This window comes from Streptomyces cinerochromogenes (assembly GCF_014648635.1).
In the GTDB taxonomy this organism is placed as follows: Bacteria; Actinomycetota; Actinomycetes; order Streptomycetales; family Streptomycetaceae; genus Streptomyces; species Streptomyces cinerochromogenes.
The window spans coordinates 219,835-233,578 of record NZ_BMRM01000010.1 but is presented as its reverse complement, the minus strand read 5'-3'; the positions used below and the strand labels follow the sequence as shown (position 1 = coordinate 233,578).

17 protein-coding genes are annotated in these 13,744 nt (G+C 72.8%); 11 read left to right on the top strand and 6 right to left on the bottom strand.

Annotated features, from left to right (window positions below; translation table 11 throughout):
* Nucleotides 1-142: 142 nt before the first annotated feature.
* Nucleotides 143-598: an ATP-binding protein gene (locus IEZ20_RS21125; protein ID WP_189301018.1), complete on the top strand. Its 456-nt coding sequence runs from the start codon at nucleotides 143-145 to the stop codon at nucleotides 596-598.
* A gap of 115 nt (nucleotides 599-713) precedes the next feature.
* On the opposite strand, the gene IEZ20_RS21120 is transcribed toward IEZ20_RS21125, so the two are convergent.
* Nucleotides 714-1,637 (bottom strand): LysR family transcriptional regulator, encoded by a 924-nt coding sequence (locus IEZ20_RS21120; protein ID WP_189301016.1) that lies wholly within the window; start codon nucleotides 1,635-1,637, stop codon nucleotides 714-716.
* An 84-nt stretch (nucleotides 1,638-1,721) separates the two neighbouring features.
* On the opposite strand from IEZ20_RS21120, the gene IEZ20_RS21115 reads away from it, so the two are divergent.
* The gene (locus tag IEZ20_RS21115) at nucleotides 1,722-2,339 is read left to right on the top strand and encodes a LysE family translocator (protein WP_189301014.1); all 618 of its coding nucleotides are present in this window, start codon (nucleotides 1,722-1,724) and stop codon (nucleotides 2,337-2,339) included.
* A 7-nt stretch (nucleotides 2,340-2,346) separates the two neighbouring features.
* Here the strand turns inward: IEZ20_RS21115 and IEZ20_RS21110 are convergent, their stop codons facing one another.
* The 3 genes from IEZ20_RS21110 to IEZ20_RS21100 all read right to left on the bottom strand — a co-directional run bounded on the left by IEZ20_RS21110 (nucleotide 2,347) and on the right by IEZ20_RS21100 (nucleotide 4,340).
* Nucleotides 2,347-2,820 (bottom strand): C40 family peptidase, encoded by a 474-nt coding sequence (locus tag IEZ20_RS21110; RefSeq protein WP_189301012.1) that lies wholly within the window; start codon nucleotides 2,818-2,820, stop codon nucleotides 2,347-2,349.
* Between the two features lie 571 nt (nucleotides 2,821-3,391).
* On the bottom strand, nucleotides 3,392-3,697 hold the full coding sequence (locus tag IEZ20_RS21105; protein WP_189301009.1) for a hypothetical protein: 306 nt from the start codon (nucleotides 3,695-3,697) through the stop codon (nucleotides 3,392-3,394).
* A gap of 7 nt (nucleotides 3,698-3,704) precedes the next feature.
* The gene (locus tag IEZ20_RS21100; RefSeq protein WP_189301007.1) at nucleotides 3,705-4,340 is read right to left on the bottom strand and encodes an ATP-dependent Clp protease proteolytic subunit; all 636 of its coding nucleotides are present in this window, start codon (nucleotides 4,338-4,340) and stop codon (nucleotides 3,705-3,707) included.
* Between the two features lie 86 nt (nucleotides 4,341-4,426).
* On the opposite strand from IEZ20_RS21100, the gene IEZ20_RS21095 reads away from it, so the two are divergent.
* From IEZ20_RS21095 to IEZ20_RS21060, 8 genes are all read left to right on the top strand, one after another.
* On the top strand, nucleotides 4,427-4,705 hold the full coding sequence (locus tag IEZ20_RS21095) for a type II toxin-antitoxin system Phd/YefM family antitoxin (protein WP_189301005.1): 279 nt from the start codon (nucleotides 4,427-4,429) through the stop codon (nucleotides 4,703-4,705).
* Between the two features lie 229 nt (nucleotides 4,706-4,934).
* Nucleotides 4,935-5,237 carry an urease subunit gamma gene (locus IEZ20_RS21090; protein WP_059248006.1) on the top strand — a complete coding sequence of 101 codons (303 nt, stop codon included), beginning with the start codon at nucleotides 4,935-4,937 and terminating at the stop codon, nucleotides 5,235-5,237.
* Between the two features lie 10 nt (nucleotides 5,238-5,247).
* Nucleotides 5,248-5,559, top strand: coding sequence for an urease subunit beta (locus IEZ20_RS21085; RefSeq protein ID WP_030655148.1), 312 nt, complete (start codon nucleotides 5,248-5,250; stop codon nucleotides 5,557-5,559).
* The gene (locus IEZ20_RS21080; RefSeq protein ID WP_189301003.1) at nucleotides 5,552-7,273 is read left to right on the top strand and encodes an urease subunit alpha; all 1,722 of its coding nucleotides are present in this window, start codon (nucleotides 5,552-5,554) and stop codon (nucleotides 7,271-7,273) included. Before IEZ20_RS21085 ends, IEZ20_RS21080 begins: the two co-directional genes overlap by 8 nt.
* A complete protein-coding gene (locus IEZ20_RS21075) occupies nucleotides 7,273-7,947 on the top strand; it encodes an urease accessory protein UreF (protein ID WP_189301001.1) in 675 nt (224 codons plus the stop codon). Before IEZ20_RS21080 ends, IEZ20_RS21075 begins: the two co-directional genes overlap by 1 nt.
* 121 nt (nucleotides 7,948-8,068) lie before the next feature.
* Nucleotides 8,069-8,746: an urease accessory protein UreG gene (gene ureG / locus IEZ20_RS21070; RefSeq protein WP_189300999.1), complete on the top strand. Its 678-nt coding sequence runs from the start codon at nucleotides 8,069-8,071 to the stop codon at nucleotides 8,744-8,746.
* On the top strand, nucleotides 8,734-9,501 hold the full coding sequence (locus IEZ20_RS21065) for an urease accessory protein UreD (protein WP_229896167.1): 768 nt from the start codon (nucleotides 8,734-8,736) through the stop codon (nucleotides 9,499-9,501). The genes ureG and IEZ20_RS21065 overlap by 13 nt, the downstream gene beginning before the upstream one ends.
* Nucleotides 9,502-9,645: 144 nt before the next feature.
* A complete protein-coding gene (locus IEZ20_RS21060; protein WP_189300997.1) occupies nucleotides 9,646-11,241 on the top strand; it encodes an alpha/beta hydrolase in 1,596 nt (531 codons plus the stop codon).
* A 63-nt stretch (nucleotides 11,242-11,304) separates the two neighbouring features.
* Here the strand turns inward: IEZ20_RS21060 and IEZ20_RS21055 are convergent, their stop codons facing one another.
* Nucleotides 11,305-12,327, bottom strand: a complete 1,023-nt coding sequence (locus tag IEZ20_RS21055; RefSeq protein ID WP_229896166.1) for an NAD-dependent epimerase/dehydratase family protein — start codon at nucleotides 12,325-12,327, stop codon at nucleotides 11,305-11,307.
* Between the two features lie 58 nt (nucleotides 12,328-12,385).
* Complete coding sequence (locus IEZ20_RS21050; RefSeq protein WP_189300994.1) at nucleotides 12,386-13,111, bottom strand: lysophospholipid acyltransferase family protein; 726 nt, start codon at nucleotides 13,109-13,111, stop codon at nucleotides 12,386-12,388.
* 157 nt (nucleotides 13,112-13,268) lie between these two features.
* Here IEZ20_RS21050 and IEZ20_RS21045 point away from each other — a divergent pair, with 157 nt between their 5' ends.
* Nucleotides 13,269-13,670: a DUF6153 family protein gene (locus IEZ20_RS21045; protein ID WP_189300992.1), complete on the top strand. Its 402-nt coding sequence runs from the start codon at nucleotides 13,269-13,271 to the stop codon at nucleotides 13,668-13,670.
* Nucleotides 13,671-13,744 lie beyond the last annotated feature (74 nt).

Here is a 13,744-nt window from a genome sequence, read left to right as displayed (position 1 = left end):
CAGATATATGCATATCCTGGTGGATCGCCCCCCTGACCGGCCCGTTGATGGCAGTCTGACGAACAAGCACCAGTCCGGGACCGTACTCGAACCCCCCGCCGTCTGTCGGACCGCGGTCCCGTGGGAAAGGGACGACGTCGCCATGGCAGACCACCTGGAAGCATCCGTCACCCTGCCGAGCGATCCCGCCTCGGTCTCCGCCGCCCGCTCCTACGTCGTCGGCACCCTCGTGGAGTGGGGCCTGCCCTCGGACACCGAGACGGCCGACACCGTCCGCCTCATCGTCTCCGAACTCGCCACGAACGCCGTACAGCACACCTTCGGCCAGTCACCCACCTTCACGGTCGACATCGCGCTGCACCATGACGAACACCTGCGCATCGGCGTCACGGACAGCCATCCCCGCCTCCCGAAGAGACTGCCCGCCGCGGTCCAGCAGGACAACGGCCGCGGCATGGTCATCATCCGCTGGCTCACCGCGGAGTGCGGCGGCAGGCTCCGCATCCGCCCCACTCGCGAGGGCGGCAAGACGGTTTCCATCGAACTCCCCTGGACCGTCCCGGCCGCCCCTGTCCCGGCGGGCCAGCCGGAGCCGTAGACCTCGCCCACGGGGCCACGCCGATACTTCGAGGACCCACCGCACAGGTGGCGCACGGCAGTTTCCCCCAGGCGTCGGCCCACGTCGGGAACCGGTGGCCCCGGCCCCGGCACACTCAGCCGCCCGTGCCTCTCCCCGCCCGCCCGAACGCCCCCCGCAGCAGCGCCCGGAAGGCGTCCGCCGCCGGATTCGTCTCGTCCGCGCGGTACGCCACCGAGATCGTGCGCCGCAGCCGCCCGCCCTCCAGCGGCCGCACCCCGACCGGCGTCGTCGCGGTCCGCGCCACCATCTCCGGTACGACGGCCACCCCCAGCCCCGCACTGACCAGCGCGCACACCACGGCGTAACCGGGGGTCGGCACCAGCAGCGCCGGTGTGGCACCCGCCTCGGCGAGCAGGGCCTCGATCTCCCGCCGGGCCGAATGGTGCGGCGCCATGCTGATCAGCGGCTGTCCGGCCAGCTCCGCCAGCGGCAGCGGGGCCGAGGCACTGGCGAGCGCGTGACCCGGGGCCGTCACCAGCACCAGTTCCTCCACCAGGACCGGCTCCAGCCGCACCGCCGCCGGCACCGGGACGGGCTCCGCCGGATGGTAGGTGTGGGTGAGCGCCAGGTCCACCTCGCCGGCCGCCACCGCGGTGACCCCGGACGGCGGGTCGTAGTCCGCCACCGAGAGCCGTACATCGGGATGCGCCCGGCGGAACGCGCTCAGCGCGGGCGGCAGGAGATGCACCCCGGCGGTCGGGAAGGTACCGAGCCGCAGCGCGCCGCCGGTGAGGCCGGCCAGCCGCGCCAGTTCGTGCCGGGCCCGCTCCAGCTCGTCCAGCACCCGGCGGGCACGGGCCACCAGGACCTCCCCGGCCTCGGTCAGCCGGGCCCCGCGGTGGTGGCGCACCAGCAGCGCCGTCCCCGCCTCCCGCTCCAGCTTGGCCAGCTGCTGGGAGAGGGCCGGCGGCGTGTAGCCGAGCCGGTCCGCGGCCCGGGTGATCGAACCGGCCTCCGCGACGGCCACGAGCGCGGCGAGCCGAGTCGGGTCGTACATGCGCTCAGGCTAAAGCAACGCTTAAGGCCGCCCCAGCCCAATCGAAATACCCGCTGAAGGCCCCGTCCCGGCAGGCTGGACGGCATGGACGCACAGCTCATCGCCTTCACCGGGATCGCCGCGGCCCTGGTCGCCATGCCAGGCGCCGATTTCGCCGTCGTCGTACGCAACGCGCTCGTCTCGCGCCGGGCCGGTGCGGTCTGCGGGCTCGGCATCGCCGGCGGGCTCCTGGTGCACACCGGCCTGGCGGTGGCCGGTGTCGCCGCGGTCCTGGTCGCCGTGCCGGCGCTGTTCCACGCCCTGCAGCTGCTGGGCGGCGCCTGGGTGCTCCAGCTCGGCGCGCGCACCCTGTGGGCGCTGCGGCGGCCCGCCCGGACGTGCCCGGAGACCGCGGCCGGAGCCGCCCACCCGCTCCGGCAGGGCTTCGTCACCAACGTGCTCAACCCGAAGGCCTCGCTGACCTTCCTGAGCCTGCTGCCGCAGTTCGTGCCGGCGGGCAGCCCGGCCCTGCCGCGGACCCTGCTGCTCGCACTGATCGTGTGCGTGCTGGCGCTGCTCTGGTTCCAGCTGGTCGCCCTGCTGGTGGAGCGCCTCGGCAGATGGCTGCGCCGGCCCCGGGCCGCCCGTGGGATTGAGGCGGGCACCGGGGTGGCGCTGACGGTCCTGGGAGCGGCCCTGCTGCTGGAGCCGCTCCTGGCCTGAGGACGGGTCAGCTGACCCGGCCGTACCAGACGCTCCTCGTCCAGATCTTCTGGAGCTTCACCACGTCGCCGGTCTTCGGGGCGTGCCAGATCTTGCCGTGACCGGCGTAGATGCCGACGTGGTAGACGTACGAACCCGAGTGGAAGAAGACCAGGTCACCCGCCTTGCGGTTGCGGGCGGAGATGTGATGCGTCTTGTTGTACTGCTGCGCCGCGGTGCGCGGCAGCTTCTTGCCCGCCTTCTTGTAGGAGTAGAGCGTCAGCCCCGAGCAGTCGAATCTGCGCGGCCCGGTGGCTCCCCAGGCGTACGGGGCACCCTTCTTGGAGGCCGCGATGTGGAGAGCTTTGGTGGCCGTGGTCGCTGCCGAGGCCTCACCCGCGAGACCGGGCACCGCGATGGAGCCGCCGACGGCGGCGAGGGTGAGGGCCGAGGCCGTGCCGGCCCGGGCCATCAGCGACGGGACACGATTGAGCGCAGTCATGCGCAACCCTTCGTCAGCCGCCTGTGAAGGATGACCTGTCGGATTCGGGCTGGCGAAGTTGCCCGGCCGCGTTGCCACGGCTTCACCCCAAGGGCTGCTCGGAACCTCACGCCCGTCCGTGTCGGACGAACATCCGTTCCGGCGACCCGTCTTGCTTGGGTCCTCCACTCCTGCCGATCCACTCCGTCGACCGGTCATCCGGGCGGCGGCAGGACTCGGCGTCCGCCCGGATCGCCCCGCCGCGGTGGCGGGGGCTTGTCGTCAGACAGGGATCTTGGCTCACTCCTGTCCGAAAATCCCAATGGAATCGGGGATTTGTGGCGTTACTCACCACTCACTCGTTCGGGTGGACACTGCTCTGTTCGAGCCTCCGTCAGTTTCCGGACGTAGCCCCCGACCTGGGACGAAGCGCTGTCACACGACCCGTGGACCCGCGTGCCGCGCAACTCGGGAGGCCCGGAAAACGATCTGGATGTACACCGGTCGGCGGTACGTCGTTCGGGCCGTTTCAAGTCCCGTCCGAACGACGTCCGTCGACGCCCGGGTGCCCCGGGCCGGTCGGGTGTCCGCCTCAGCCGACGCCGTCCGGCGGGAGCGCGACGCGAGCGGCCCGGCGCTCACCGTCGAGCACCCGCAGGGCCCGTGCCAGCGTGTCCCCGTGCAGCTCCGTCTCGCCCCGCCGGTGCATCAGCGCGAGCGCGTCGCGCAGCTCTGCCGCCTTGCGCACCAGGGCCTGCGCCGCGCGCAGCCCGTGGTAGGTCTCCCCGGGGCGGGCCGGGTTGATACGGCCCAGCAGGTCGACCGCCTCCAGGTAACGGTCGATCAACTCGCCCTCGGCGCGGGTCAGGGCGGGCAGCGGCGGAAGGTCCGGCAGCACGGTCGGCTCACCTCGCGTCCGGTGCGCCGGGCGTGTCCCGGCGGGCGGGCACGATGCCGTCCACCAGACCGTAGGCGACGGCTCCGGCGGCGTCGAGGATCAGGTCACGCTCCAGGTCCTCGTCGACCTGCTCGGCCGTGCGCCCCGTGTGCCGGACGAGCATCTCGCGGAGCGTCCCGCGGATCCGGGTCAGCTCCTCGGCCTGGACGAACAGGTCGCTGGGCTGACCGCGCACCGGTTCGGGCAGCGCGGGCTGTTCGATCACCACGCGTGCACCCGGAAGGGCGAACCGCTTGCCCGGGGTGCCGGCCGCGAGCAGCACCGCGGCCGAGGCGGCGGCCTGGCCCAGGCAGTAGGTGACGACGTCACAGCTGACGTACTGCATCGTGTCGTAGACCGCCGTCATGGCGTCGAAGGAGCCGCCCGGCGAGTTCACGTACAGCGTGATGTCCCGGTCGGGGGCCGCGTGTTCGAGGTACATCAGCTGCGCCGTCACGTCGCCGGCCGCCGCGTCGTCGACCGGCGTGCCGAGGAAGACGATCCGGTCCTCGAAGAGCTTCGCGTACGGATCGAGGGTGCGGACGGCGCTCCCCGTGCGCTCGGTGAACTCGGGCAGGACATGGCGGGCTGCCGCTCGGTGCATGGACATACGCCTCCTCATGACGAGTCCCTCGTGGGCTCGACTTCTGTACAGAATGTACAGGACGTACCTGACGTTATGATGGGGGTATGGCCTACGAGATTCCGGTGACGCAAGCCAGGGCTGAGCTCGCCGACCTGATCAACCGCGTCGTCTACGGCGGTGAGCGCGTCGTCGTGACCCGGCACGGCAAGCCGCTGGTCGCACTCGTCTCGGCCGCCGACCTGGAGCGGCTCGACGCGCTGGAGGCGCCGTCCGAGGAACAGGTCGTCAGCTCGGTGTCCGCGGTCCGCGAGGCCGGTTCCGTCTCCCGTGAGCAGCAACGCTTCGGGATCGCGGCGGAGCACCGGCGGCCGGGCGCGTCCTGAGCCGTTCCCTTCCTCTGCGGGAGGCCATCGGCCGGTCATGGGCCGATCAAAGTCTGGTTAACGTCGTTGAAACTCCGGCGTTCTAGCCTGCCGATCCACGCCACCAGGGGTTTTTCTGCCCGGAATGTCGAACCTCCGGGCATTTGTCTGTGTGTTACACCTATCCCCGCCGTGGTGGCTGCGGCAACCGGACCCCGCACGGTCCGGAGCAAGGACTGTGAGGTGGGACGTGCAACTGACCCCGCACGAGCAAGAGAGGCTGCTCATCCACGTGGCGGCCGACGTGGCCGAGAAGCGCAGGGCCCGCGGGCTGCGGCTCAACCACCCGGAGGCGGTCGCCCTCATCACGTCGCACATCCTGGAGGGCGCGCGGGACGGCCGTACCGTCGCCGAGCTGATGTCCTCCGGCCGCAAGATCCTGACCAGGGACGACGTCATGGACGGCGTCGCCGAGATGATCCACGACGTCCAGGTCGAGGCCACCTTCCCGGACGGCACCAAGCTCGTCACCGTCCACGAGCCGATCATCTGAGGGGGCCGCGATGATTCCCGGAGAGATCCTCTTCGCGGACGACCCCGTCGTCTGCAACGCGGGCCGTGAAGTCACCCGGCTCACCGTCCTCAACGCCGCCGACCGGCCGGTCCAGGTCGGCTCCCACTACCACTTCGCCGAGGCCAACCCCGGCCTGGAGTTCGACCGCGCCGCCGCCCGCGGCAAGCGGCTGAACGTCGCCGCGGGCACCGCCGTCCGCTTCGAGCCCGGCATCCCCGTGGAGGTCGAACTGGTGCCGCTCACCGGCGCCCGGATCGTGCCCGGGCTGCGCGGGGAGACCGGAGGTGCCCTCGATGCCTGAGATCTCCCGCGACGCCTACGCCGATCTGTTCGGCCCCACCACCGGCGACCGGATCCGGCTCGCCGACACCGACCTGCTGATCGAGATCGAGGAGGACCGCTCCGGCGGTCCCGGAAGCTCCGGCGACGAGGCGGTCTTCGGCGGCGGCAAGGTCATCCGCGAGTCCATGGGCCAGTCCCGCGCCACCCGCGCCGAGGGCACCCCCGACACCGTGATCACCGGTGCCGTCGTCGTCGACCACTGGGGCATCGTCAAGGCCGACGTCGGCATCCGCGACGGCCGGATCACCGCCCTCGGCAAGGCAGGCAACCCGGACACCATGGACGGTGTCCACCCCGACCTCGTCATCGGCCCCGAGACCGAGGTCATCGCGGGCAACGGGCGCATCCTCACCGCCGGCGCCGTCGACGCGCACGTCCACTTCATCTGCCCGCAGGTCGCCGACGAGGCGCTGGCCTCCGGCGTCACCACCCTGGTCGGCGGCGGCACCGGCCCCGCCGAGGGCTCCAAGGCCACCACCGCCACCCCCGGCCCCTGGCACCTGGCCCGGATGCTGGAGGCGATGGAGGCCTACCCGGTCAACGTCGGCTTCCTCGGCAAGGGCAACACCGTCAGCCACGAGGCGATGCTCTCCCAGATCCGCGGCGGCGCCGTCGGCCTGAAGCTGCACGAGGACTGGGGATCCACGCCGGCCGTCATCGACGCCGCGCTCACCGTCGCCGACCGCACCGGCATCCAGGTCGCCATCCACACCGACACCCTGAACGAGGCGGGCTTCGTCGGCGACACCCTCGCCGCGATCGCGGGCCGGGGCATCCACTCGTACCACACCGAGGGCGCCGGCGGCGGCCACGCCCCCGACATCATGACCGTCGTCTCGCAGCCGAACGTGCTGCCCAGCTCCACCAACCCGACCCGGCCCTTCACCGTCAACACGACCGAGGAACACCTCGACATGCTGATGGTGTGCCACCACCTCAACCCGGCCGTGCCCGAGGACCTCGCCTTCGCCGAGTCCCGGATCCGCCCCTCCACCATCGGCGCGGAGGACATCCTCCACGACCTCGGCGCGATCTCGATCATCTCCTCCGACTCCCAGGCGATGGGCCGCGTCGGCGAGGTCGTCCTGCGCACCTGGCAGACCGCGCACGTCATGAAGCGCCGGCGGGGCGCCCTGCCCGGCGACGGACGCGCCGACAACCACCGGGTACGGCGCTATGTCGCCAAATACACGATCAACCCGGCGCTCGCCCAGGGCCTCGCCGCCGAGATCGGCTCCGTGGAGACCGGCAAGCTCGCCGACCTGGTGCTGTGGGAACCGGCGTTCTTCGGCGTCAAGCCGCTGCTCGTCATCAAGGGCGGACAGATCGCGTACGCCCAGATGGGCGACGCCAACGCCTCCATCCCCACCCCGCAGCCGATCCTGCCCCGCCCGATGTACGGCGCGATCGGCCGCGCCCCCGCCGCCAACTCCGTCAACTTCGTCTCGGACCTGGCGATCGAGGACGGGCTGCCGGAGCGGCTGGGACTCGGCAAGCGGTTCGCGGCGATCGAGTCCACGCGCGCGGTCACCAAGGCCGACATGCGGGAGAACGACGCCCGGCCCGACGTCCGGATCGACCCCGACAGCTTCGCCGTGCACATCGACGGCGAACTGGTCGAGGCCGCGCCGGCCGCCGAACTGCCCATGGCCCAGCGTTACTTCCTCTTCTGATGTCCCGGGCAGCACTGCTGGTCCTGGCCGACGGCCGCTTCCCCGCCGGAGGGCACGCGCACTCCGGCGGGGCCGAGGCCGCCGTCAAGGCCGGGCGCATCACCGACGCCGCGAGCCTGGAGGACTTCTGCCGGGGCCGGCTGCACACCGCCGGGCTGGTCGCGGGCGCGCTCGCGGCGGCCGCCGTGCTCGGCGCCGACCCCGGCGAGCTGGACGCGGCGGCCGACGCCCGCACGCCGTCCCCGGCCCTGAGGGCCACCGCGCGGCGGCTCGGCCGACAGCTGCTGCGGGCCGCGCGGGCGACCTGGCCGTCCGCCGAACTCGACGCCCTCGCACGGCAGTTCCCCAAGGGGGCCCATCAGCCGGTGGTCCTGGGTCTCGCCGCCCGGGCGGCCGGACTCGCGCCGGAGGACGCGGCCCACTGTGCGGCGTACGAGAGCGTGAGCGGGCCGGCGACGGCCACCGTGCGGTTGCTGAGCCTCGACCCGTTCGACGCGACCGCGGTGCTCGCCCGGCTGGCGCCCGAGCTGGACCGCGTGGCGGACGCCGCCGTGGCGGCGGCACGCAGGACGGCGGAGGAAGGGGTCGACGCGCTGCCGGCCGCGTCGGCACCGGTGCTGGAGGTCATGGCCGAGGCCCACGCCGCCTGGCCGGTACGGCTGTTCGCGTCCTGAGCCACCCCCACCGCCGGCCCCGCCCCCCTTCCGCGCCTGCGCGCCCCCGCCCAGCCCCAGCCCCGCCCCCGCGCCCCCGACCCGCCCGGCTGAAGACCTACCGATCACAGGAGCCGTACCCATGCATCTCGACCACGCCCACTCCGGCCCCGCCGCCGTCAGCGCGGACGCGCACCGCCCGGACGGCACCCGTCGCGCCCTGCGCATCGGGCTCGGCGGCCCCGTCGGATCGGGCAAGACCGCCACCGTCGCCGCGCTCTGCCGGGCGCTGCGCGACGAGCTGTCCCTCGCGGTCGTCACCAATGACATCTACACCCGCGAGGACGCCGAGTTCCTGCTCCGGGAGGCCGTGCTGCCGCCCGAGCGGATCACCGCGGTCGAGACGGGCGCCTGCCCGCACACCGCGATCCGCGACGACATCTCCGCCAACCTCGAAGCCGTCGAGGACCTGGAGGACGCGGTCGGCCCGCTGGACCTGATCCTCGTCGAGTCCGGCGGCGACAACCTCACCGCCACCTTCTCCAAGGGGCTCGTGGACGCCCAGATCTTCGTCATCGACGTGGCCGGCGGTGACGACATCCCGCGCAAGGGCGGGCCCGGCGTCACCACCGCCGACCTGCTCGTCGTCAACAAGACCGACCTCGCCCCGTACGTCGGCTCCGACCTCGCCCGGATGGCCGCCGACGCCAAGGCGCAGCGGGCCGAACTCCCCGTCGTCCTCCAGTCGCTGCGCGGCGGGACCGGCGTCGCCGACGTGGCCGCCTGGGTCCGCGAACGGCTCGCCGCGTGGACGGCGTGACCGTCACCGGGGTCCGGGCGAGCGCCCGGATCGTCGCCCGCCCCGACGGCCGCGGCGGAACGGCCCTGCCCGTCCTGGACGGCGAGGGCCCGCTGGCCCTGCGCCGCACCCGGTCCACCGGAGCCGGGGCGAAGGTCATGGTCGTCGGCGCGATGAGCGGGCCGCTCGGCGGTGACCGCTTCACGCTGTCCGCACGGGTGGAGGAGGGCGCCCGGCTGCACGTCGGCTCGGCCGCCGCCACCCTCGCCCTGCCGGGCCAGGCCAAGGGCGAGGCCCGCTACGACGTCCGGCTCGACGTGGCCGCCGGCGCCGAACTGCACTGGACGCCCGAGCAGTTGATCTCCGCCGACGGCAGCGACCTGTACGTCACCACCCGGGCCGAACTCGCCGCCGGCGCCCGCCTCGTCCTGCGCGAGGAGCAGGTCCTGGGACGCGTCGGCGAGCCCCCCGGCCGGCTCACCAGCCGCCTCACCGTGCGCGTCGCGGGCCGGACCGTACTGGACCAGGAGCTGTCCTGCGGCCCCGGCGCACCGGGCGGCTGGGACGGGCCGGCGGTGCTGGCGGGACACCGGGCGGTAGGGCAGCTCGTCGTCGTCCGTCCCGAGTTCGCGCAGCGTCCGGTCGAGACGCGGATGCTGGGGGAGAGCGCGGCCCTGATACCGCTGGCCGGCCCGGCCGTTCTCGTCAGCGCCGTCGCCTCCGACGCCCTGCGCCTGCGGCGGCTCCTGGACGAGGCGCTCACCGGGCTCGGCTGAAGCGGACGGGCGGTTCGCGGCTCGAACATGATCATCCGGTTATCGGATTGGTAAAGAAGACCGGCAAACCCTGTTCCCCGCGCGCTCACAGCCGAGAGGATCCCCGCCTGACAACTCACAGCTAGGTACGGGGAGGGGCCCCACTTGAGGGAGAACAGACCGAAGAGCCGCCTGCTGGCGCTCGGTTCGGCCGGAGTACTCGTCACCGCCACTCTGATCGCCGGCGCCGTGTCGGCGCCCATGGCCGGCGCCGCGAGCCGGCCCGCGCCGGACCGGGAGGCCAAGGGCGCCGAGACAGCCGCCGCCCGCGCCGCCAAGGCCGGCGTCAAGTGGCAGGACTGCCCGGCCGACTGGGGGCTGGAGAAGCCCATCCAGTGCGGCTGGGTCAGCGTGCCGCTCGACTACGCCCACCCCTACGGCAAGCAGATCAAGCTCGCCGTGGACCGTATCGGCAACACCGGCACCAAGAAGGACCGCCAGGGCGCCCTCGTCTACAACCCGGGCGGCCCCGGCGGCTCCGGCCTGCGCTTCCCGCGCCGGGTCACCACCAAGAACCCCGTCTGGGCGAACGTCGCCAAGGCCTACGACTTCGTCGGCTTCGACCCGCGCGGCGTCGGTCACTCGGCGCCCATCTCCTGCGTGGACCCGCAGGAGTTCGTCAAGGCGCCCAAGATGGACCCGGTGCCGGACAGCACGGCCGACAAGACCGCGCAGCGCAAGCTGGCCCGCGCGTACGCGGACGGCTGCGCCGAGCACAGCGGCCGGATGCTGCCGCACATGACCACGCCGAACACCGCCCGCGACCTGGACGTCATCCGCGCCGCGCTGGGCGAGAAGAAGCTCAACTACCTCGGCGTCTCCTACGGCACCTACCTCGGCGCCGTCTACGGCACCCTCTTCCCGGGCCACCTGCGCCGCATGGTCGTCGACAGCGTGGTCGACCCCTCGCGGGAGAAGATCTGGTACCAGGCCAACCTGGACCAGGACGTCGCCTTCGAGGGCCGCTGGAAGGACTGGCAGGACTGGGTCGCCGCCAACGACGCCGCCTTCCACCTCGGCACCACCCGCGCCGCCGTCCAGGCCAAGTGGCTGGACCTGCGGGCCACCGCGAAGAAGCACCCGATCGGCGGGGTCGTCGGCCCGGCCGAGCTGATCTCCTTCTTCCAGAGCGCGCCGTACTACGACTCCTCGTGGGTGCCGGTCGCCACCGTCTTCAGCAAGTACGTCGCCGGTGACACCCAGGCGCTGGTCGACGCCGCCGCCCCGGACCTGTCGGACACCGCGGGCAACATCTCCGCGGAGAACAGCAACGCCGTCTACACGGCCGTCGAGTGCGCCGACGCCAAGTGGCCCACCAGCTGGCAGAAGTGGGACCGGGACAACACCCGGCTCAACAAGAGCTACCCCTTCCTCACCTGGTCCAACGCCTGGATGAACCTGCCGTGCGCCACCTGGTCGGCCAAGCAGCACACCCCGGTCGACGTCACGACCCACAAGGGTCTGCCCAAGGTCCTGATCGTGCAGTCCACGCGTGACGCCGCCACCCCGTACGACGGCGCCGTCGAACTGCACAAGCGCTTCAAGGGCTCCCGCCTGATCACCGAGAAGGACGCGGGCTCCCACGGTGTGACCGGCCTGGTCAACCCCTGCATCAACCAGCGCGTCGACGCCTACCTGCTCGACGGCACGCTGGACGGCAAGGACGTGACCTGCGCCCCGCACGCCACGCCCAAGCCGTAACCGCACCGGTACGGTGACGAGGGGCGGCCGGACTCTCCCGGCCGCCCCTCTGCCGTGCGCCCGCTAGGCCGTGCGCCAGGCGTCCTCCGCCGCGTAGTCGAACAGGTCCGGGTAGACCTGGGCGAGCAGCGGGAACGCCGCCCGCCAGTCCCGCCCGCGCAGCTCCCCGGTCAGCCACTCCACCGTCTCCGGCAGGCTCTCGGCGTACGACACCACCGGCCGGTAGCCCAGCTCCCGCTCGGCGGCGGCCATGTCGAACACCACCGGCCGCGGCACCGACCACGGCGTCCGGCCGACGGAACCGGCCGGCGGCCCGTCGAGGTACGCGGTCCGGGTCTCCACCCCCATCACGGCGTCGATCGCCGCGCCGATGCCGGCGACCGTCGGCGTGTCCCCGTCACAGGCGTTGAGCACCCGGGAGCCCGGCCGGGCCGCCGCCAGCCGCACCAGCTCGGCGATGTTCCGGGCAGCGGCCGGATGGAACCGGCTCCGGCCCCCGTGGGCCAGCACCCGGTCACGCCGCCCGTCCAGATTCCGCTTCACGAAGTACAGCTCGCGCGGCAGCGGGCTGTACGGCCCGTGCACGGCCCCCGCCCGCAGCACCGTCACCGGCAACTCATCACATGCCGCGCGGAGTTCGTGCTCCATGGCGACCTTACGGGTGCTGTAGGTGGCCTCACCGGGAGCGACCGTCGGCTGTGTCTCGGTCACCGGTACCGGATAGTCCGGGAAGCCGTCCGGCTCGCCCAGGGTGTCGAAACCGCGCCCCGCGCCGTCCTGGTACACGGAGACGCTGGAGACCACCACCGCCGAGCCGATCCGGTCCGCGAGAGCCGTCACCTGCCGAGCGTGCCCCGCGTCGTAGGCGATCACGTCGACCACCAGGTCGCAGCCGCCGCCCACCACCGCGGCCAGGGCCCCGTCGTCGGCGCGGTCCAGCCGGACCGTCCGCACTCCCTCGCCCCACGCGGCGTCCCGGCCGCCGCCACGCGAGGCGGCCGTCACCGCCCACCCGTCCCGCGCCAGCGCCTCCACCACCGGACGCCCGATCTGCCCGCTCGCCCCGATCACCACCGCTGTCCTCATACGGCGAGCCTAGGCACCCTGCCACGGCCGGCGGTCGTCGTTCTGCCCACGGCAGAGATCAGGCGAACGGCGCCCGCGGGAACCTGCGCTCCCGCGCCCGCTGCTCCGCGGCGTGCCGTTCCTTGACGACCGCCGCGTACTCGTCGACGTACTCCTGCCCGGACAGCGTCAGGATCGCGTAGACGATCTCGTCGGTGACCGCCCGCAGCACGGCCTTCTCGTTCTCCATGCCGGCGTAGCGGGAGAAGTCCAGGGGCTCGCCGAAGCGGATGGTCACCGGGCGGATCCGGGGGACGACCCTGCCGGGCGGCTGGGCCTCGAACGTGCCGATCATCGCGCAGGGCACCACCGGCACCCCAGCCGTCAGGGCCATCACGGCGACCCCGACCTTGCCCTTGTACAGCCGGCCGTCGTGCGAGCGCGTGCCCTCCGGGTAGATGCCGAGCAGCTCCCCCTTGCGCAGCACCCCGAGCCCCTCACGGATCGCGGCCTGCCCCGCCTCCCTGCCCGAGCGGTCCACCGGGATCTGCCCGGCGCTGCGGAAGAAGAACGCGGTGAGCCGGCCCTTCACCCCCGGCCCGGTGAAGTACTCGGCCTTGGCGAGGAAGGTGATGCGGCGCTTGAGGATCGCCGGCATCAGGAAGTGGTCGGAGAAGGACAGGTGGTTCCCCGCGACGATGGCCGGCCCCGACGCGGGCACGTGCTCCAGGCCCTCGATCCGGGGACGGAAGACCAGTCTGAGCAGCGGTCCCAGGAACACGTACTTGAGCAGGTAGTAGAACACGGCTCGCCCCTCACTCCGCTTCGACCGGTGTGAGTCATCTGTAACCATGTTCCGTCGGTCTCATGCTGACCGGGTACGGCCCAGCTGCCGAGCCGGGCGCGGCCGTTCGTGTCCGGCCTGACGGGCTCCGGCCGCCTCCCCTTGTACGATGACGCTGATGCACGGCACCGGATCACGCACCCAGCGCCCGCCCCGACGGCGGCACAGCGCGCTGTTCGTGCTGGTGGTGCTGGCCGGACTGCTGGGGATGCACGCCCTGGCGCCCGGCGGTGGCATGGTCCGCGCGCAGCACGTGCACACGGTGCACCGGGCGGTCGCGTTCAGCGCGCCGGACGGCTGTCCGGGCGACGGCGGTCACTGCGGCGGGAACCACCTGCACCACGCCGACCCCACCTGCGCGTCCGGTGCCGTCGGCGGCGCGCCCCAGCTGCCCGCGCTCGTTGCCGACCCCGTGATCACCCCCGAGGCGGCCTCAGCCGTCCGGTCGTGCGCGGTCGGGGCGCCGGACGGGGCCCGAGCGCCCCCCTCCCTGGCCGAACTCCAACTCCTGCGGATCTAGAGGCCGTCCCGGCCGCACGCCCTGCCATGCGCAGCACGCCATGCGCAGGTGCGGCGGTCGTGCGCACGCGTGTC